We start from the raw sequence: 18819 nt of genomic DNA on the forward strand, positions 1-18819 counted from the left end.
GCAACCGGGGCTGCCTCTAAAAATTGACCACAACCTGCTCGCCGTCGGAAGCGCGCCGCCCAATGTCGCCGATGCGCCAGGCCCGCAGATTAAAAGCCTGAATGCGGTTGACGGCTTCTTCGGCCTGCTCGGCGGGCAGTACAAGAATGTAGCCGATGCCGCCGTTGAATATCTGGAGAATTTCCGGCCAGGAGAGCTCGCCCGCCTCTTTGAGCCAGTGAAAGACCGGGGGCATCCGCCAACTGCCGAAATTGATTCTGGCCTCCACTTGCGCAGGCAGCACGCGCGGAATGTTGTCGTAAAAGCCGCCGCCCGTGATGTGGGCCATGCCCTTGACGTTCATGTCGCGCAGCAGGGAGCGCACGGCCTCCACATAGATGATGGTGGGCGTCAGCAGCACGTCGCGCACGCTGACGCCGTCCGCGCCGGGAAAAGCGTCGTCCGGGCCGAGGCCGCTCTGCTCCAGAATCCTGCGCGCCAGGGAAAAACCGTTGGAGTGCAGGCCCGACGAGGCCACGCCCACAATGACGTCGCCCACCTGGATGCCTGAGCCGTCGATGAGTTTGGCGTTATCCACCAGGCCCACGCAAAAGCCCGCCAGATCGTACTCGCCGGGAGCGTACATATCAGGCATTTCGGCGGTTTCGCCGCCCAGCAGGGCGCAGCCGGCCTGACGACAGCCCTCGGCCACGCCGCCGACCACGGTTTCAGCCGTGTCCACATCCAGCTTGCCGGTGGCGAAATAATCGAGAAAAAACAGCGGCGTCGCGCCCTGCACCAGAATGTCATTGGCGCTCATGGCCACCAGATCGATGCCCACACTGTCATGCCTGTTAAAGGCAAAGGCCAGCTTGAGTTTGGTGCCCACGCCGTCGGTGGAGGAAACCAGCACCGGTTCGCTCATGCCGCTGAAGTCCGGGCGGAACAGGCCGCCGAAGCCGCCGATGTCGGAAAGGACGCCCCTGGTCTGGGTACTCGCCACCAGGCGCTTGATGCGTCCCACCAGGGCGTTGCCCGCCTCAATGTTGACGCCCGCTTGGGTATAGGCTTTTGCGCGCTCGCTGGACATGCGTTGCCCTCCTTCTAATCCGCACTGCATAGCAAATTTTTCCCCGGACCCCAAGTCTCTTTTTTCATGGACCGGTTCGCCCCCCGCTGGTATAATTATAAAAAATAGGACAGCTCTATGCGTAACCATCATATATTTTTATTGCTTTGGCTCGCGCTCTGGTTCTGGCCGGGCGCCTCCGCCGAAGCCGGGGAGCGGGAAGGCGCTTCCCCGCCCCCGTCGTCCACGCACAATGAATACCATAATTCCACCATATACAACGGCGACGTGCACATCAGCAATACCGCCCCTGGCTCCGATGGTTTCGCGGGTTCCTGGCGAGAGCCTGAAACAGGCGACATCATCACTTCGGTCATCGCGCCCCGGCGGCCTTCGCCACAGGAACAGAGCGCGCCGCTCATGGTGGCGCCGCAGCTCTATCCCGGCGGCGGGCAATCCCCCTGTCCGCCGCGGCCGCACCCCGGGCCCCGGCCCGGTTTCCAGCCGGGCTGGCCGGACGTGACGCCGCCGGGGGGTTCATCACCGGGCTGGCGGCCGCCGCATCCGTCCGGTCCGCCGCCGCGACCGTATCCCGGGCCACAGCCCGGTTTTCTGCCGGGCTGGCAGACGCCCGTGCCGTCCACAGGCACGGGGGGCATGGGGAACGCCGCTTCAGCCATTCGCGGCGCGGGGGGGCGCTGAAATGCGGGCCATGCTCTGGGAGCCGGTCGGCGAAGATGTGCGCTGTCAATTATGCGCGCACGCCTGCCGTCTGAAAAAGGGCGGCAAGGGATTGTGCGGAGTGCGGGTGAACATGGGGGGAGAGCTGGTTTCCATGGTGGCGGATGTTGTCACCTGCATCCAGATGGACCCGGTGGAAAAGAAGCCCCTCTATCATTTCCTGCCCGGCAGCAAAACTTTTTCCGTGGGCAGCGCGGGCTGCAATTTTCAGTGCCGTTTCTGCCAGAATCACCTGATCGCCCGTGTGCCGCCCGACGGCGTGACGCCCGGCAGGCGCATTGCGCCGGACAAACTGGCGCGCCTGGCGGAAGAGCGGCACGCGCGCAGCATGGCCTTTACCTACAACGAACCCACGGTTTTTTTCGAGCAGATATATGAAACCGCCGGGCTGGCTCAGGCTGTTGGCTTGCGGGTCATTCTGGTCAGCAACGGCTTTATGGGCGAGGATTTTTTGCGGCTCCTGCGCAACCGGGTCGACGCCATCAATGTGGATCTGAAATCCTTCAGCGATGATTTTTACCGTGACTACTGCGGCGGCCGCCTTCAGCCCGTGCTGGACAATCTGAAGGTCATCAGGGGCATGGGCTGGTGGCTGGAGGTGACCACGCTGATCATTCCGGGCTGCAACGACAGCGACGCCGAGCTGCGCGACATGGCCGCTTTTGTGCGTGATGAGCTGGGGCCGGATACGCCCTGGCATCTCTCGGCCTTTCACGGGGCCTACCGTATGGCGGGGCGCCCTTCCACGCCCTTGTCCCGACTGGAAGACGCCTGGAGCATCGGCCGGGAAGCGGGCCTTCATTTCGTGTATATCGGCAATGCCGCCACAACCATGGGCGGCACGACCTTTTGCCCCTCCTGCGGCGCGCCGGCCATTGAACGCCGGGGCTGGCAAACGCGCCGTCTGGGTGGGCCGGGACGCTGCCTCGCCTGCAAGGCGGCCTTGCCCGGAGTCTGGAAATGATTCTGGTCTACACCGGCAACGGCAAGGGCAAAACCTGCGCCTGCGTGGGGCAGGCCGTGCGCGCCCTGGGGCGGAATATGACTGTGGCCTTCGCTCAGTTCATGAAGCGGGACGGTCAGGCCGGGGAACAGCTCATGCTGGCCCAATGGCTGGGGCGGCGCTTTCTGGCCGGGGGCGAGGGTTTTCTGCGCCGTGAGGAGGATCGCCCGGCTCACCGGGCCGCCGCCCTGCATGTGCTGGAGTGGGCGCGCGCCCGGCTGCCGGAGGTCGAGATGCTCATTCTGGACGAAACGCTCTACGCCCTGGACGCGGGCATTCTGCGCAGAGAGGAAGTGGAAACGCTCATGGCCGAAGCCCGCGCCGCCGACCGGCATCTGGTGCTCTCCGGTCGCAACGCGCCGGACTGGCTGCTGCGGGAGGCGGATCTGGTTACGGAAATGGACGAAATCAAGCATCCCTGGCGGGCGGGCGTCAAAGCCGCGCCCGGCATTGAGTTCTGAGGTCGGCATGCCCCCGTATGTCATGTCTTCCCGGCCATCTCTGAGCATTTATGTGGCCGCCTCCTTCAGGCACAAGCACGGCGTGCGCCTGCTGGGCCGCGCATTGCGCGCTTTGGGTTGCCGCATACTGGACTGGACGGAAAAAGCCGTGCCGCCGCCAGGTCTGACCCCGGCCCAGCGCCGCATCTGGATGGATACGGATCAGGACGGCGGGCAGATTTATGACTTTTGCCGCAATGCCTGCCTTACGGCGGATATGGTCATCTACTACGGCGCATCCGGCCAGGACGCGGGCGTGGAAGTGGGGCTGGCCGCCGGGGCCGGCGTGCCGGTGCTGGGCATACGCGGCCCGCTGGAAGGGCCTGGCCTCATGCTGCACGGTGCGGTCTGTCTGTGGGTTGACGGGGCTGAAGAAGCGCTGGAGCTGGTGAAAAGGGTGATGGATCATGCCGAAACCGGCTGGGCCGCCCTGGCCGATGAAACGGACGGGGCCGTGCGCCGTCTGGCCGAGGCCGTGCGCCGCCGTTGCGCGGCATGAAAAAGGCTCGCTCAGGGGCTGCCGCCATTGGAGCATTTTGCATTCGAAAATATCTGGCAGCCAGCAGTGTCCCATGTTCTGACCCGCGGACTTCACGCCTCCATCAGAGTTTAACGCCGCAAAGGAAGCGTTCTCTCTGCCCGTCCGGACAAAGGCCGGCGACAAAGGGGCGCATTGTCAGCGCGCCCCCTTTGCGCGGAGTCGTGCCGGATTTATGTGTTCAGCGGCGCGTCAGGCGTGGCCCGGGGCTGCGAAGGGCCCGGGGATGGGGGCAGCTCACGCTCGTTCAGCTTGTCCTGCCTGGCGGCGTCCGCCGGAGCTTTGGCCGAACGCTGGGGCAGCATCAGATAGCTGGTCACCGAGGTCACGCCCTTGACGCCGCGCGCGGTACGGATGGCGATGCGTTTTTCGGCGTCGTCCCTGACCACGCCCAGCAGCACCACGCGCCCCGCATTGACTTCGGTATCAATGCGGGTGGAGGACAGGCCCTTGGCTCCGATCAGATCGGTGCGCAGCGAAGTGGCCAGATAAAGGTCGCTGGCGTCGCTCCTGGCCGGGGAGAACCAGTGCGGCGTCACGGAACGCGGCTTGTAGCGGCGGGCGATGGCCAGGGCTTTGCCCTGCATGTTCTGGGGCACTTCGCCCACCAGAAAGACGTTGCCGTAGTAAGAATAGACGGCAATGGCCCAGCCGTCGCTGAAGCGCTCGTTCATCAGCGCGGTTTTGATATTGGTGGCCAGAGCCTTGTCGTCCGTGATGGTGTCCATGAGGCGCTGGTCGTCATAGAGGCCATAGGCGCTGTAAGCGCAGCCGTTAAGGGCAGCCAGGGCAGCCAGCAGCAGCGCAAGGGCAAGGCGTCGCATAGTTCCTCCTCGGGCGCGGCTATTCGGCTTCACGGCGAATGCGCGCGCCCACGGCGTTGAGCTTGTTTTCAATACGCTCGTAACCACGATCCAGATGATAGATGCGGCGCACCTCGGTGACTCCGCGCGCCGCCAGGCCGGCCAGCACCAGAGAGGCGCTGGCCCGCAGATCCGAGGCCATGACCGGCGCGCCGGTGAGGCGGCTTACCCCGCGCACCATGGCCGTGTGCCCGGAAACCTTGATCTGCGCGCCCATCCGCATCAGTTCCAGCACGTGCATGAAGCGGTTTTCAAAAATGCTTTCCTCCACCACGCTGGCCCCGTCGGCCAGGCACATCAGAGCCATGATCTGGGCCTGCATGTCTGTGGGAAAACCGGGATAGGGCTGAGTGCTGATGTCCGTGCCGCGCAGCGGGCAGCCGCATTTGGCCAGTACGCCGTCGGGCGTGGCCGTGATGTCCATGCCCATGCTTTGCAGCTTGAGGATTACAGCCTCCAGCTCGGTGAAAGGGCAGTGACGCAGCAGCAGTTCGCCGCCGGTAATGCCGGCGGCCACCAGAAAGGTTCCGGCTTCAATGCGGTCGGGCATGATGGCGTATTCCGCCCCGTGCAGGCCGCTCACGCCCTGCACGCGAATGCAGCTCGTGCCCTGGCCCTCGATGCGCGCGCCGCAGGCCAGCAAAAAGTTGGCCAGGTCCACCACCTCCGGCTCACGGGCCGCGTTTTCCAGAACGGTTTCACCTTCGGCCAGAGCCGCGGCCATGAGCAGATTTTCCGTACCGCCCACCGTGGGCAGGTCAAAGGTGATGTGCGCGCCCTTGAGCTTGCGGCAGCGACCGATGATGTAGCCTTCTTCCAGCTCGAAGCGCGCCCCCATCTGCTCCAGGCCCTTGAGGTGCTGATCCACAGGCCGCGCGCCGATGGCGCAACCGCCGGGCAGGGCCACGCGGGCCTGGCCGATGCGCGCCAGCAGCGGCCCCAGGCAGAGCACCGAGGCCCGCATGGTGCGCACCAGGTCATAGGGAGCTTCGGGCAGCAGGACGCCCGGCGTCACCTGAACCCGTTGTTCCTGATAGGAGCAGGGGCAGCCCAGCATGCCCAGCAGCCTGAGCGTGGTATGAATGTCGCGCAGGTCCGGCACATTGGTGAAAACGACCGTCTCATTCAGCAGGATGGACGCGAACAGGAGGGGCAGGGCCGCGTTTTTGGAACCACTGACGTCGATGCTGCCGGTGAGCGGCACGCCGCCTTCAATAATCAGCTTGTCCATATGTCTCCGGGAACATTGTTGGGACGGCCGGGCCGTCTGTGATGGTAACACATTGTCAGCGTAGTTTTTTTTCTAAAGAAAATCCAGAATTGTTCTCCGGAAAAATCGCTTGCCAAAAAAAAGTATTTTGCGTAAGTAAATTTTTCCGTGGCGGAAGTAGCTCAGTTGGTAGAGCACCTGGTTGTGGCCCAGGTGGCCGTGGGTTCAAGTCCCATCTTTCGCCCCATGAATTTGCCCCGCGTCCGCTACGCCACGACGCGGGGTTTTCGTTCGGAGCGTGGCGCAGCTTGGTAGCGCACCTGCTTTGGGAGCAGGGGGTCGAAGGTTCAAATCCTTTCGCTCCGACCACGCGTGCAAGGGGTTGCGGAATTTTCGCAACCCCTTTTCATGTCAGGCGCGCTTTTTTGGCGCAAAACAAGAAAGCGCTGATTGGCCTAGTATACTGAGTAAGTATCCCCCGGCAAAGCCGGGGGATACTTACTATTCCACCCACAAGACGAAACAGATACAGGAAGGTTAATCAGCCACCCGAGATTTCATCTTCATTTTACTCCCACCAGCGCCTCTTGGTTAAATTTTGTTGAAAGATGGTTTGCCGAATTGAGCAACAAGCGGATTAGGCGAGGTAGCCATAGAAGTGTGGAGGAACTTGAAAGTGCTATTAAAAATTATATTGAGCAAAATAATCAACATCCAAAACCAGTTGTGTGGGTTAAAACCGCCGAACAAATCATCGAAAGCATAGGCAGCTTTTGTACAAGTATTTCTGATTCATGACAGTAGGAACGCCGACGGCAAAAAGATCGGCCATCAGCTTTTGCGAAAGCCAGATGGTTTCGTCCTCATAGCGGGTTTCTATGCTCTGCTTGCCCGCCTGTCCGGTGAAGATCAGAAATTCCGCCGTGCTGTTGCGGATCGCCGCGCAGCGCCTTTCTCGTCTTTTTACGGTTCACAGGATTCCACCTTGTTCACATCCCTTCAAACCAGGCGGCATCCACCTCCACCTCTTCCACCATGCGTACTTTGACGCCCAGGCGCAGTTGTTTGAGCATTTCCACGAGGTTTTCGCCGTCGATCAGGTCGATGGGCGAGGCTCCGTCACGGGTGGCCTCTTTAATGGCGTCACGGGTAAAGGTGCCGGTGGTAATAAAAAGCCCCTTGTCCGCCCGACCGATCATGGCCCCGCGAAAGTCCCGGATGGCCCCGGAACCGACACTTTCTTTATAGCGCTTACACTGGAACACGACATGGTAGCTCAAGACGTTTTGCAGCTTGATGATGCCCTTGCCGTCAATGCCTCCGTCACCCGAGCGCCCGGTGACTTCCACCTGGACAAAGCCGCTTTCCCGCAAAAGTCGCATGGCAAGGCGTTCAAAGGCGTCCGGCTTGAGGCGCAACAGTTGCTGATGCAGATTCTCCTTCCATCCGACTTCCACTTCTTCGGCAATGGCGAAAGAGACGCCTTCATCCTGCTTGTGACTATGCTGTTTTTTCTTATACTGCCTGGCCTGTGCATCTTCCCCCCTGACGATCTGCACCACTTCGTTAGGGTCGATATTCTGGCCGGGGTGGTACTTACCGGTAAAAGACCAAATACCGCGTTCGGAATTATCAAGCAGGCCGTACTTCTTCAGGTATGTTCTCGCCCAGGCCAAACGGTATTCCATCTCGGTCTGGCTGGACTTTTCCGGATTGTGCGGCTGAGAGGCGATCGCATCCGGCAAATTCAGCGCCTGGATCACGCTGTTGGCTATTTCCTCAATACTGCCAGAACCGCCAAGCTGCTCCAGAGCTTTGAGGGTAGGGAGCATCAGTTTGTCGAAAGTAGGCATTTGCATGGGCGGCTCCGAGGTCATTGCGGTGTAATAAACACCGGAGGTTCAGACCAGTCAAAGGCTGAAGAATTCGGCGTGTATGCGCTTTTCCAGTGCGTCAAAGAGGCAGGGTCAAGTAACGATATATTGTCATAGGAGGCGTTAACGGAACTATCTGTTCCATGCCCAAACATGACGCCACCTATATCCGTCAGGATATAGCGGTTATGGATTTCCTGTGCACTGGGAAGGTTCCTTATGCGGTATATCATCAGCTTCAATCCGTTCGGGAGTAAGGCGGGCAGGCTTTCTTCACATCCATTTCCGAACTCATCTGCCGGGCAGGAATTTTTTCCGGTATCCACAGCGCACACTATGGCAATAGTTCTCTCCGCCTCCGCTCTGACATGGTTTGCTTGTGCAATTGTATCAAAATACAATTTGTATGTTTGCCTGAATCGATCTTCAACGAAAAAATAGGGATCGACAAAGGTAATCATCGAAGCATTCCGCAATAACGGCGTTAACGCGTCGTTCAAATTTTTCGCGCTACGGTGCACAAGACGACTTCCCGGGCAGGCGAACAGATGGCAATCTCTGCTACGCAGCCAGTCAAAATTGCGATGAGGCAGTGCGTCACTGTCCGGTTCGCGGGTTGACAGAATCCCCTCAAAAGGGAGTCTGTCATGCTCGCCAGCAAACGACTGTGCCCAAGGAATGGCGTTGCAGCGTTTTGTTGTCGTCCGCGTGCATTCGGCCGCGAGCTCCGTTACCTGCTTTACTCGCTCTTGCCATTTCGCCTTATGTTTTGGTTCAGTGGCCGATTCCTGCTGTATTAAAGCAAGTGCGCGCGCCTTGGCTCCAACATCTTCAGGGTAGCCGGCTGTTATGCAGGCGGAACCTATTGTAAGGGCACGGCAGAAGGAGGAGGCCAAATCCTGCTTGTCCACAAGCTCCAGGAGGAAAGCCGGATCAACGGCATACTCGTGGATCATCCGAACAGCTCCTCGCCGCGCTCGTCAAAAAAGCCTTCTGGCCAGGGAGTATTGAACGAGCCGTCTTCATCCAGCCCAAGGCGGTAAATTTCCGTGCGCCCTTCGTAAGTTCCTATCCAATGCACGGCTATATCCGTGTGCGCCAGGCGTGTGGATTCAGCAGAGGCGCCTTTGTGGGTATTACGTATGCGCCTCAATAGGCGCAGCAATAAATGTTCGCTGTGCGTTTCCAGGAGGAAGATCGGCGAGTTTTCTTTGGCAATAGCCTGAATAAAAATATCCCCCAGGGCGGTCTGCCAGGCGGGATGGATATGCAGTTCCGGCTGCTCTATGGCAATGGCGGCGCCTTGCTTGGACAAGGCCGCCGCTACAACGATGGGGATGACCTGCGATATGCCGACGCCCATATCGTGGGGCTCCACTTCTACGCCGGTACTGTCATTGCGCAATGCGATACGGATTTCCGGGGATTGGGCCAGGAATTCCCGGAGCAAGGGCAATGCGCTTTCGTCGAAGTCTTCCAAAAGGCTCTGGCGGAGGGCAAGAGCCAACGGGCCATATGCATCCAGAGGCAACATCTTTTTCCGCACGATGCTGTAGCCTGTGGTCAAAAAATCGGGAGTGTTCAGCCCGCGATTAATCATTTTTAGCTGATCATCCGTGGCGGTTGCCAGGATATCCCAGGCAGCCAAGCCCTCGGCCCAGCGGCGGAAGGTCGGCTTTTGCGGTCTATGCTGGCCTCTGTCAGGAATAGCGCGCAGGGGGCCAATGTACAGAACGGTATTGAGGAACGTGCGGACAAGGCTGCACGGGCCGAGAAGTAGGCTGGAAAGTAGCGTCAGACAATTCATGCAAGCATCAACGCTAACTGATTCCGGGTCATAATCAGGGTCAATGTCCGCGTATTCCAAGGGGAGAGGAGAATCCCAGTTGAGGATAGGAGCTTTGCCCAAAGAAAATACTATTGGGGTTCTGCCCTCGTTTATTGGCAAGTCAATCGTTGATATTTCTTTTGTCACCGCATCAAGATCGGCAAAAGGTTGCATAAGAGAGGGGATTTTTTCGAGAACAGCATCTCGGTAATCCAAAAATTCATTCCCATAATCATCAGGGTGTGAATCTATACGTTTCCACAACCTTTCCAACTTTTCTCCTGTCAAAAAAGTTTTTGCTTCTTTTGATAAAAAAGGAGATATGTTCAGTGGATTGAAGGATGCCGTCAATGTGCGGGAATCAAGTTTAATGACAGTAAGTCGTTTGCCATTCACAGAAATACCGCATTGTACGAGTTCTGCTCTCTCTAAAGTCGTATTCCAGTGAATGAACATTTCAACATAGACAGATTCTACCGATGCCAGCAGAGGTTCAATTTCCTTCCAGCCTTCCCATTGTTGCAATTCCAACGAATCGCCAATAAGTGGCAATCCATCCGTCTGTATTTCCAAATCGATAGAAACGGTACGGCTAAGGTCATGTCTATGCACATAGTCCTTGAAAGAACCTAAATCCAAGCCCTTGCCGCTGGGTTCAGTATATTCCAAATCCGGTTCCGGGTGGCAAAAAGTCTCCCGTGCCAGATGCAACGCTTGAATAACCGTACTCTTGCCCGCATTGTTCGGGCCGAAGAGTAAGGTAATGGGCGCGAATTCAATGCGAACGCCGCGTTCATCAATACCTTTGAAATTTTTGATGGTCAGGGCTGTCAGGCGCATGTATGCCTCGCTTAACTGAAAAATTGCTGCATTAAAGACGCCTTGGACGCCTCTGCTTCCGCAAGTTGGCGCTGCATCGCAAATTTTGATTTGTCGACCTGTTCGATGAAGGAGGCGAAGTGATTTTGGAGGGCGATGGGGGGAATCAATATTTTAATACTTTGTAATTCTTGGGCATTGATATTTGCCTGACCTATGATGGATTTACACATGCCGCGCAAAGTTAGTTTCCCATAGTCAGAATTAAGAAAAGCAGAGAGATATGTTGGAGTAGCTCGGTTGTTCACTCTCAGGCGAATAATGTACCCCGCGATAACCATAGGCGTATCTGATTTAAATACGCATGTTTTCCCGACCAATTCCTTGCTATTCGTGCGGTTAAACAAAACGTCGCCATCTCTGACGATGTATTTCTCAACTTCGCTATCTGGCATATCGATAGATTTAAGGTCAGACAGGTCAAGTTCACCGCTGTATGTGATATTATTCATCCGCAGGTATGCATATTTTCCATGATCTGATGCAGGTTTGCTCGTTCCATACCGTACGTCATCTGTAATATCGCGAATGGTGCCGCGCTCCCACCCCATCGGATTGGTCACAGGGTCACCGAACATCTCGATAAACCTCGATTTAACCAAAGCGTCCGCCAGCTTCAGGGCTTCCTGGCGCTTGCGGCGTATGGCATCGGCTTTATCCAGAATGGCGGCTATGCGGCGTTGTTCTCCAAAAGAAGGCAAGGAAAGTTCTAGGTTGTCAAGGCGCGAGCGCTCAACATGCGGTATCGTTGTACCTGTTGTTTTTCCATTCAAAATATGAAATTTAGTCTGCAAAAAGCGACCAACATAGGGTGTATAAATAGATTTATCTTCTAAGCGTAATCGAGCTATTGTACTTCCTATAATTCCTGACAATCCATATCCAACAGTCCCAGCATTGGCTCCATCCCAAGCGATACAGATATCACTTGCATCAACAAATACACCATTTTTATCTAAAGAATATTGCAAGATATTGTCTGATCTTAAATCCTCTATTTGAATATAGCGTAGCGCATTCTCAATTTTTATATTGGTCACATGGGTTGCTTTACGCCCTTTGGAGACGCGAATTATATCTCCAACTTTAACCTTTCTCATCCCAACATCCCCCGCAGTTCCCGCATATCCGCCGTGATCTCTGCTTCCAGTTTTTCCATGCGTTCCAGAATAACCAGAGGAGGATCATATTCTTCCGGCACATAAACCTGCTCTTTATAACGGTTCAGACTGAGGTCGTATTTATGCTCACGGATTTCAGTCGCCGGGACAAAAAAAGCCTGGGTCTTGCGGTCTACATCATTTTTCGCGTCCCGTGCCTTCCAACGGCGCAGGAGTTCCGGCAAATCGTCGGCCGCAATGGGATTGCGTTTGTCGTCCAGGCTGTAGCCGTCGGCCTTCACGTCAAAAAAGAACACATCTCCGGTCTTGCCGCCCTTGGTGAAGAGCAGAATGGCCGTGCTGACCCCGGCGTAGGGTCTGAACACACCGGAGGGCAGTGAGATGACGCCGTCCAGTTGGTTTTCATCCACCAGCAGTTGCCGCAGAGCGATATGCGCCTTGCCGGAGCCGAACAACACGCCATCCGGCACAATGACGGCGCAACGGCCGCCCAGTTTGAGCATGCCCAACATGCGCACCAGGAAGAGCAGTTCCGTCTTGGTGCTCTTAACCTTGCGGGTCAGTTCCTGGGCGATATCGTCGGTGTCCAGGTTGCCCTTGAAAGGGGGATTGGCCAGGACGACATCAAAATAGCCCTCCGCTTCCGCCGGATAGTTTTGTTTGAAACTCTCCGACAGGGAATCCTGATAAAAAATACAGCGACCGGCCACCCCGTGCAGCATCATGTTCATGGCCGAGAGGCGCAACATGGTCAGATCGAAATCAAAACCCCGGAACATGCGGTTATTGATGTGCTCCTGATAAGAGGTAAGTTGATCGCCGATATATACGGGCTTGCCGTCCGGGCCTTCATAGACCATATCCGGCGAGGTATGCATCCGGCGCAGGTATTCCATGGTTTTGACCAGAAAACCCGCTGTGCCGCAAGCCGGGTCGCCGATAGTTTCCGTGGGTTTTGGTTCAACCAGTTCCACCATGGTTTCCAGTATATGGCGGGGCGTGCGGAACTGGCCGTTGATGCCCGCCGTGCTGAGCTTGGAAAGCAGATATTCGTATAAATCGCCTTTGGCGTCGGTGCTGCTCATTTCCATATCGTCAATGGCGCTGATAGCGCTGCTGAGCAAACCGGGCTTGACGATGAGAAGCTGAGCGTCTTTCATCAACGCGCCCAGGCCGATTTTAGCTCCTTCATTGTCGCCGTTGACCTCACGGGGCTGATCCAGGGTCCGCAGAAAAGGAAAGACCTTGTCGCGCACCAAGGCCAGAAGTTCCTCGCCGTTTTTGTGACGGAAACTGCTCCAACGCAAATCCTGCTGGTCTTTGCCGAACCACAGGGCTTTGAAGGGTCTGCCCGTGCGCTGGGCGGCTTTTTCACGGTTGGTTTCCGCTTCATCCAACATGCGACAGAAGAACAAATAGGTGATCTGTTCGATGACGGTCAGGGGGTTGGTGATGCCTCCAGTCCAGAAATCCGTCCAAAGTTTGTCTATTTTGCCGCGCAAATCGCCGTTGGTCATGGTTCTATGTCTCCAAAGTCGTGGTTAAGCGGAAGCCCTGCCTGGTTTGTCCGGTTCTCCAACCAGGGAATGCAGAACATGAATCAGATCCCGCATCTGTTCTTCTTCGGGGAATACGCCGTCCGGCCCTTCGGCGTTCATGTGCGTGAAAGGAGCTTCATAAAGATTTTCCAGGCGTACCGGGCCATACGCTTGAATATGCTTTTGCAGCAGGTTCAAAAATGCAATCTGCAAAGAACTGAGACTTGGGTGATTGTGAAAGAACACAGCAAAGCGCTCTCTGACAATCTCCGCATCCATGCCTACTATGGCCCGCAATTCCTTTTCCAGTTGCGAGGCAGCGGGATAAAAATCCCGCAAGTCCGCAAGATCCACACCGGCGTTCTGGGTCAGCACCAGGGAAGCCAGCCGGTCAAAATCGCCATCGGTCAAACCTTCGCCGCGCCTGAGCTTGCGCAGGGTGGGGTCTGTTAAAAAATGCGGTTCCAGAACGCCGCGCACACGTTCGCGGTATTCCCGCATATCCTGTGCTGACGGCCGCAAACGCCCTCCTACGGTATAGCGCACGTCGGAATCGGCAATATCCAGCACAAGCGGCGGCAGACCCGGCGGCGTACCGGGAGCAAGGCTGTATTGCATGATGCCGCGCAGGGTCTGGCGTTTCTCTTCCAGCGCGGGCAAAAGCTCCGACAAAGCCTGTTGCCAGAAACACTTTTCCCGGAGCGTCTTGATATGCTCGAATTTGTCGCGTACCGCCGTGATGTTTGTTTGCAGTCCTGCCAAGGCATTATCCAGTTCGGCCCTGAGCCCTTCCACTCCGGCGCTTTCCCGCAGCAACGCGCTTTGCAGTTCGGTCAGCAACAGGTCAAAGGCATAGGCGTCTTTTTCACCCCGGATGCTCACATACCGCATAAGCGGGGCAAGCTCCCGGCGTAGTACCTCCACAGTCGCCGGTTCAAACCGCTCCAGGGTGGAGCCGGAAAGGGCAAAGAGCTTGTGGCGGTATTTTTCCTGCACCGGCAGGCTGTTATCCGGTAAACCCTTAAGCATGGCGCGGATAAGGGGCACGGTGCGCTCGAAGCTATCTTTGTCGTATTTATTCAGCGCGGTTTCCGCCAGAACCAGACGCGCTTCAAAAAGGCGTTCCAACAGAGAGACTGAAGAATTTGCTCCCTCAAACGCACGCGCCGTGTCGAAATACTCGCAGTTGCCCCAGTGGTCGAAGAGATAAAAGCGCTCCTTGTCCTTGCCCGGCCCATGCAGGTCTTTGCAGAGGCGTGTGCCGCGTCCGATCATCTGCCAAAATTTCACATAGGATTTGACCGGTTTGGCAAAGACAAGGTTCAGCACTTCCGGAACGTCAATGCCGGTATCCAGCATATCCACGGACACGGCGATAACCGGGTCGGCGCCGGGCGTTTTGAAATCGTCAATAAGCTGTTCGGCGCGCGGGTTGTAGTTGTCGATGACCGCGCAGTAGTTAGGGCCGAATTCTGGGTACATCTCCTGGAAGAGCTTGCCGAGAAGCTCCGCATGGACGTGGTTGCGCGCAAAAATGATGCTCTTGCCCGGGCCGTTTTCCGTGGCGTCGCGCAGACCGTTTTCCATGAGGTTTTGCAGAATCTTGCGGTTGGTGTCCTTGTTGTAGGCTTGCTTGTCCAGGCGCTCGGCCTCAATGTCCAAGCTCTCAGGGTCAATCCCTTCCTCTTCCAGGCGTTGTTTTTCCTTCTCAGAAAGTTGGTCGGAATGAATGCCTTCGCGCAAGAAACGGGAGGTTACGGCAACAGGGGTGAAGTCCACAAGATAGCCCTCATCCACAGCCCGCTCGTACTCATAAAAGTATGTGGGGTCTTCGACTTTGCAGTCGAACATAGCATAGGTGTTGTGCGACACCTTATGGCGCGGCGTGGCTGTAAGGCCGAGTTGCAGGGCGTCAAAATAGAGAAAAAGATCACGGTATTTATTGTAAATACTGCGGTGGGATTCGTCGGCGATGACCAGGTCGAACCAAGCCACGTCGTAATCCTGAAAACGCTTCATCATGGCCGGATATGTGGCAAGCACGACCTGTGCGCCAATGTCCTTGATGCGCGAAAGCACGGTTACGTTGCAGTCCGGCATGAACTGGGTGAAAGTATTCTTTGCCTGACGCCGCAATTCTTTCCGGTCGCACAGAAAAAGAATGCGTTTGGCGAACCCGGCGCGCATGAGCAGTTCCGCCAGGGCAATGGCCACGCGAGTTTTGCCTGTGCCGGTGGCCTGCACGATAAGCGCCTTGCGGCGGCGTCTCTCACCAAAGCATTCGGCGACAGCTTTGATCGCCTCCACCTGATACGGGCGGTTGACAATATCCGAACGGTGCGCAAGCCCTGCCGGATCCTGCATATTCCCACGTTGATACTTTACGCGATAGCCCAGGCTGTCTTTGGAAGGCAGACCGTAAATCTGACGATCCGCATATCCGCGAACACCGAGAGAAGCCGGGCCTCCCCGGTCGTCCACCAGAGTCGTTTCATAGCCGTTGCTGAGGATAATGAGAGGGCGGACATTTTTGGTGTTTTGTTTCTCCAACGCATCGGCATAGCCCTGGGCCTGCTTGCGGCCTTTTGCCGGACTTTCCGCTGTGCGTTTAGCTTCAATAACGGCAATGGCAGTGCCATCGTCATCGTACAGCACATAATCGGCGTAGCCAGTACCGCTTTCCGTGCACTGCCCGCCAAGCGGAACCTCCATCTGCACCTGATCGGAATCTGTAACATCCCAGCCTGCGGCCAGCAGCATGGTGTCGATGAGGCGTCTCCGGGTTTCGGCTTCGCTGAAGTGTAACGCTTCGGCGGCGTCAAAAGCTGTTTTGCGAAATGCAATCTGATTGTCTTTCGGGATACTTTCTTGAGCTTCAGCGGTAAGTTCCGCCTGTCGCTCGCGCGGTTGTTCATTCTCCGCGATGAGCGCTTCTGTAATGGCGCGCAGTTTTTCAAGTTGCTCAACTTCATGCTGGGGGCTTGGCGCGACCACAGGCTTAACGGTCTGAAATGCCAAAGGGATGCCTTCACTCGTTCCTGTGGTTACCCGCACCCACCATCTGCACAGATCAAAGGCTCCTTTTACGGTATCCAACGCATGTCCGCTGTCATTGCTGAGCCGGTGCGCGGCTTTGTTGCCAGCGATACGAACTTGGTGGAAAGTATCCAGCACGGCCTTGGGTAACACCTTGGCACGCTCAAGTTCTTTAAGCATAGTCAGGAAATTATCGTCAGCGATATGAAGATTCAGGCGCTTGCAGGCAAGCAGAGCTATGTGCTCGGCAAGAAGACGGCTTTTGAATCGGGATGAAGGGGGATCGCTATGCGCATAGAACTCGACATATCCGCCGAGTTCAGCAAGTTCCGGCCATTCCTGCCGTAAGAACTCAAAATTGGTTGACTGCATGTGTTCCCCGTTCATGGCTTGCATAAAGCAAGGACTGTGCCACTATTTCTTACTATATTTGTTCAGCCAGTTGGTGAGGGTCTGGTAATGCTCAAAACCTAGCAATTTCGCCGCTTTTGTCTTGATGCCGCCTGCCTCACGCATTGCTCGTTCCAGGTAATGGGATATCACCACTCCGGTCAAATCCCGCAGGGAAAAGCCATTTCCGAGAGGGCGATCCAAGACTGCCATGTCGTCATCCGGGGCGAAAAGCAAGGATTGCCGGACGACTTCCGCATCAATGACCTCAGCGGAAGACCAAAGCGCCGCCCGCGTGATGGTGTTGTTTAATTCCCGTACATTGCCAGGCCAAGAATGGTTAAGCAAAATATTTCTTGCTGAATCAGAAAATTTTTTATGTATGGCTCCGCCATGTTTTGAAAGTTCGCCATTGGCCTTTTCCAAGGCATGTTCCAACAGCAGTTCCAGGTCTTCACCTCGCTCTCTCAGAGCGGGCAAGCGCAAAATCCCCACTGCCAACCGGTAAAAGAGGTCACTTCGGAAGCGATTTGCGCTGATCTCCTGCAAAAGATTTCGATTGGTTGCGGCGATGATGCGCACATCAACTTTTTCTTCCTTTGTGCCTCCTACAGGCACAATAGCCCGTTCTTCCAGAACACGCAAAAGTTTGACCTGCGCGCTGGGGGGAAGCTCCCCCAACTCGTCTAAAAAAAGTGTACCGCCGTCAGCCGTTTGAAAATATCCGGGCGTGTCCTTCATCGCATTGGTGAATGCGCCCTTTTTATAGCCAAAGAGTTGGGACTCTATCAGTTCCGCTGGTATAGCCCCGCAGTTGACCGGTACAAAGGGGGCTTGTGCCCGTAAACTGCCAGCATGGATAGCCCGCGCAAAAAGTTCCTTGCCCGTGCCGGATTCGCCTTCAATGAGAATCGTTACATCGCGTGGAGCCATATGAGCCGCATGCTGCACCACCTGACGCATAGCAGAGCTTTTATGTAAAATAGCCTGAAAAGCCGGAAGCGACGGAACCTCGGCCTGGGCAAGCCGGGCCAGCTCGCGGTCGGGCAGAAAATATGCCGCAATTTCAAAGGGGAACTGCACCTGCTGTACGCCCTTTTCCCGCGAAGACTCGATAACGCGCGCGCCGTAAACGGGAGCCAACAACATCCAGACCAAGGCCATGGCGGGCGTGCCTGGGCTGATATGAAAGGTCAGCCTCGCCTCTGGATAGCGATGCGAAACATTCCTTACCAAGTTTCTGGCAACTTCATAAATTCCTTTATGATTCGTCGGGCTGCTCAAGACGACAGGGCATATTTCAAAAGGCACAGAGAACCGGGAAGCCAGCCATTGTCGGTATGTTTCAATTCGCTCATTTCGATAATTATCCAGAAAAACAGCCTGAGAATACGAACCATCCTTCAGCGCCTGGGCGATAGGGCCAAGGTTGTCGGCATCGTCTTTTTCCGCTGCGGAAAGGTCGGCGTTTCCAATCCAGCAAATGAGGATATCCATTGGCCAATAATACAATAATTTTTCTTAAAACAAAAGAAAGTTTATGTCCGCCTCTGTGGAATATTATGTCTATCCCGGTATATTCATATTAATTTCAATTAGTTATATAAAACCAATCATAATTGGCACGATTCTTACATATGGCCATGCAATAACAGCGCAGAGAACGCATCAACCTTCAGCTCTTTGAGAGGTAAAAATGACCACGAAGACCTACAACCCCGGTGAAAAGGCTCCTGTTTCCGGTCAATACCAAAACCCAACCACAAAAACGGAAGTAACGGTCGTTAAAGGCGAACCGTTACCGCCCACTCCCGGCAAGGGCCAAGGTTACAAGCTGGTGGATCCCACCAAGCACAAAACCCAAAAGTAACCAACGCTATTCGCGCAGGCCGCTCCCGGCGGATTATTCTGCCGGGAGCAAAAGGAAAAACTATGAACGGAATATATCATGTTGATTTTTCATCGCCCCTTGGTAGCGGAAGCGGCACCGTCTATCTTGAGAATGGAATTTTGCGAGGTGGCGACGCTGTGGTTGCCTATTGCGGTACATACTTGCTTGACGGGGATACTCTGAACGCGCGAGCCAAAATCATCAAGCACGGCGCAGGCTTTTCCATCCTTGGAGATGCGACAAGTCTTGCCTTCCAGGGGAAGATTTCCAGCGGAGGCATCAGTGGTATCGCCTCCATCCCTGGCAGCAACCTTCAGGCAAAAATATCCTTGTACAAAATTGCCGAATTGACCAGGGGA

At 56.0% G+C, this 18819-nt stretch carries 16 protein-coding genes, 2 tRNA genes and 1 pseudogene; 8 read left to right on the top strand and 11 right to left on the bottom strand.

The genetic code is table 11. The annotated features are described in order from the left end of the window. Positions 1 to 16: 16 nt before the first annotated feature. Entirely contained in the window at positions 17 to 1069 is a 1053-nt protein-coding gene (gene purM, locus ACQRA4_RS03060) for a phosphoribosylformylglycinamidine cyclo-ligase (protein ID WP_427821609.1), read from the bottom strand. Positions 1070 to 1186: 117 nt separating this feature from the next. On the opposite strand from purM, the gene ACQRA4_RS03065 reads away from it, so the two are divergent. The 4 genes from ACQRA4_RS03065 to ACQRA4_RS03080 are packed head-to-tail and all read left to right on the top strand — an operon-like array spanning position 1187 to position 3791. Next, a complete protein-coding gene (locus ACQRA4_RS03065) occupies positions 1187 to 1750 on the top strand; it encodes a hypothetical protein (protein WP_427821610.1) in 564 nt (187 codons plus the stop codon). A gap of 1 nt (position 1751) precedes the next feature. Beyond that, positions 1752 to 2753, top strand: a complete 1002-nt coding sequence (amrS, locus tag ACQRA4_RS03070; protein ID WP_427821611.1) for an AmmeMemoRadiSam system radical SAM enzyme — start codon at positions 1752 to 1754, stop codon at positions 2751 to 2753. After that, positions 2750 to 3253 (top strand): cob(I)yrinic acid a,c-diamide adenosyltransferase, encoded by a 504-nt coding sequence (locus tag ACQRA4_RS03075; protein WP_427821612.1) that lies wholly within the window; start codon positions 2750 to 2752, stop codon positions 3251 to 3253. Before amrS ends, ACQRA4_RS03075 begins: the two co-directional genes overlap by 4 nt. Before the next feature lie 7 nt (positions 3254 to 3260). Then, complete coding sequence (locus ACQRA4_RS03080) at positions 3261 to 3791, top strand: translation initiation factor 2 (protein WP_427821613.1); 531 nt, start codon at positions 3261 to 3263, stop codon at positions 3789 to 3791. Between the two features lie 212 nt (positions 3792 to 4003). Here ACQRA4_RS03080 and ACQRA4_RS03085 read toward each other — a convergent pair whose 3' ends face one another. After that, positions 4004 to 4654 carry a BON domain-containing protein gene (locus ACQRA4_RS03085; RefSeq protein WP_427821614.1) on the bottom strand — a complete coding sequence of 217 codons (651 nt, stop codon included), beginning with the start codon at positions 4652 to 4654 and terminating at the stop codon, positions 4004 to 4006. A 19-nt stretch (positions 4655 to 4673) separates the two neighbouring features. Next, the gene (gene murA, locus ACQRA4_RS03090) at positions 4674 to 5924 is read right to left on the bottom strand and encodes a UDP-N-acetylglucosamine 1-carboxyvinyltransferase (RefSeq protein ID WP_427821615.1); all 1251 of its coding nucleotides are present in this window, start codon (positions 5922 to 5924) and stop codon (positions 4674 to 4676) included. Between the two features lie 150 nt (positions 5925 to 6074). On the opposite strand from murA, the gene ACQRA4_RS03095 reads away from it, so the two are divergent. Both ACQRA4_RS03095 and ACQRA4_RS03100 read left to right on the top strand, forming a co-directional pair. Continuing rightward, positions 6075 to 6150: transfer RNA gene (locus tag ACQRA4_RS03095), tRNA-His, on the top strand. Between the two features lie 45 nt (positions 6151 to 6195). Beyond that, positions 6196 to 6272: transfer RNA gene (locus ACQRA4_RS03100), tRNA-Pro, on the top strand. Positions 6273 to 6892: 620 nt separating this feature from the next. Here ACQRA4_RS03100 and ACQRA4_RS03105 read toward each other — a convergent pair. The 8 genes and pseudogenes from ACQRA4_RS03105 to ACQRA4_RS03140 all read right to left on the bottom strand — a co-directional run bounded on the left by ACQRA4_RS03105 (position 6893) and on the right by ACQRA4_RS03140 (position 18066). Next, on the bottom strand, positions 6893 to 7762 hold the full coding sequence (locus ACQRA4_RS03105) for a restriction endonuclease (protein WP_427821616.1): 870 nt from the start codon (positions 7760 to 7762) through the stop codon (positions 6893 to 6895). A 14-nt stretch (positions 7763 to 7776) separates the two neighbouring features. Next, entirely contained in the window at positions 7777 to 8733 is a 957-nt protein-coding gene (locus ACQRA4_RS03110) for a hypothetical protein (RefSeq protein ID WP_427821617.1), read from the bottom strand. Further along, positions 8730 to 10445, bottom strand: coding sequence for a DUF3696 domain-containing protein (locus tag ACQRA4_RS03115; RefSeq protein WP_427821618.1), 1716 nt, complete (start codon positions 10443 to 10445; stop codon positions 8730 to 8732). Before ACQRA4_RS03115 ends, ACQRA4_RS03110 begins: the two co-directional genes overlap by 4 nt. Before the next feature lie 11 nt (positions 10446 to 10456). Next, the gene (locus ACQRA4_RS03120; protein ID WP_427821619.1) at positions 10457 to 11584 is read right to left on the bottom strand and encodes a restriction endonuclease subunit S; all 1128 of its coding nucleotides are present in this window, start codon (positions 11582 to 11584) and stop codon (positions 10457 to 10459) included. After that, positions 11581 to 13122: a type I restriction-modification system subunit M gene (locus ACQRA4_RS03125; RefSeq protein WP_427821620.1), complete on the bottom strand. Its 1542-nt coding sequence runs from the start codon at positions 13120 to 13122 to the stop codon at positions 11581 to 11583. Before ACQRA4_RS03125 ends, ACQRA4_RS03120 begins: the two co-directional genes overlap by 4 nt. A gap of 24 nt (positions 13123 to 13146) precedes the next feature. After that, entirely contained in the window at positions 13147 to 16161 is a 3015-nt protein-coding gene (locus ACQRA4_RS03130) for a DEAD/DEAH box helicase family protein (protein WP_427821630.1), read from the bottom strand. A gap of 105 nt (positions 16162 to 16266) precedes the next feature. Next, a pseudogene (locus tag ACQRA4_RS03135) lies at positions 16267 to 16575 on the bottom strand (DUF4145 domain-containing protein); the annotation flags it as partial. 18 nt (positions 16576 to 16593) lie between these two features. After that, positions 16594 to 18066, bottom strand: coding sequence for a sigma-54 interaction domain-containing protein (locus ACQRA4_RS03140; RefSeq protein ID WP_427821621.1), 1473 nt, complete (start codon positions 18064 to 18066; stop codon positions 16594 to 16596). Positions 18067 to 18265: 199 nt separating this feature from the next. On the opposite strand from ACQRA4_RS03140, the gene ACQRA4_RS03145 reads away from it, so the two are divergent. Beyond that, positions 18266 to 18439: a hypothetical protein gene (locus ACQRA4_RS03145; protein WP_427821622.1), complete on the top strand. Its 174-nt coding sequence runs from the start codon at positions 18266 to 18268 to the stop codon at positions 18437 to 18439. A gap of 62 nt (positions 18440 to 18501) precedes the next feature. Continuing rightward, on the top strand, positions 18502 to 18819 hold a 318-nt coding region (locus ACQRA4_RS03150; protein WP_427821623.1), incomplete at its 3' end, for a hypothetical protein.

The sequence above is a fragment of the Desulfovibrio sp. SGI.169 genome, from assembly GCF_050313595.1.
Classification (GTDB): domain Bacteria; phylum Desulfobacterota; class Desulfovibrionia; order Desulfovibrionales; family Desulfovibrionaceae; genus Desulfovibrio.

Bases quoted from the DNA above. Each gene is read 5' to 3' on its own strand.
- purM (WP_427821609.1), bottom strand. From the start codon at position 1,069: ATGTCCAGCGAGCGCGCAAAAGCCTATACCCAAGCGGGCGTCAACATT.
- ACQRA4_RS03065 (WP_427821610.1), top strand. From the start codon at position 1,187: ATGCGTAACCATCATATATTTTTATTGCTTTGGCTCGCGCTCTGGTTC.
- amrS (WP_427821611.1), top strand. From the start codon at position 1,752: ATGCGGGCCATGCTCTGGGAGCCGGTCGGCGAAGATGTGCGCTGTCAA.
- ACQRA4_RS03075 (WP_427821612.1), top strand. From the start codon at position 2,750: ATGATTCTGGTCTACACCGGCAACGGCAAGGGCAAAACCTGCGCCTGC.
- ACQRA4_RS03080 (WP_427821613.1), top strand. From the start codon at position 3,261: ATGCCCCCGTATGTCATGTCTTCCCGGCCATCTCTGAGCATTTATGTG.
- ACQRA4_RS03085 (WP_427821614.1), bottom strand. From the start codon at position 4,654: ATGCGACGCCTTGCCCTTGCGCTGCTGCTGGCTGCCCTGGCTGCCCTT.
- murA (WP_427821615.1), bottom strand. From the start codon at position 5,924: ATGGACAAGCTGATTATTGAAGGCGGCGTGCCGCTCACCGGCAGCATC.
- ACQRA4_RS03105 (WP_427821616.1), bottom strand. From the start codon at position 7,762: ATGCAAATGCCTACTTTCGACAAACTGATGCTCCCTACCCTCAAAGCT.
- ACQRA4_RS03110 (WP_427821617.1), bottom strand. From the start codon at position 8,733: ATGATCCACGAGTATGCCGTTGATCCGGCTTTCCTCCTGGAGCTTGTG.
- ACQRA4_RS03115 (WP_427821618.1), bottom strand. From the start codon at position 10,445: ATGCGCCTGACAGCCCTGACCATCAAAAATTTCAAAGGTATTGATGAA.
- ACQRA4_RS03120 (WP_427821619.1), bottom strand. From the start codon at position 11,584: ATGAGAAAGGTTAAAGTTGGAGATATAATTCGCGTCTCCAAAGGGCGT.
- ACQRA4_RS03125 (WP_427821620.1), bottom strand. From the start codon at position 13,122: ATGACCAACGGCGATTTGCGCGGCAAAATAGACAAACTTTGGACGGAT.
- ACQRA4_RS03140 (WP_427821621.1), bottom strand. From the start codon at position 18,066: ATGGATATCCTCATTTGCTGGATTGGAAACGCCGACCTTTCCGCAGCG.
- ACQRA4_RS03145 (WP_427821622.1), top strand. From the start codon at position 18,266: ATGACCACGAAGACCTACAACCCCGGTGAAAAGGCTCCTGTTTCCGGT.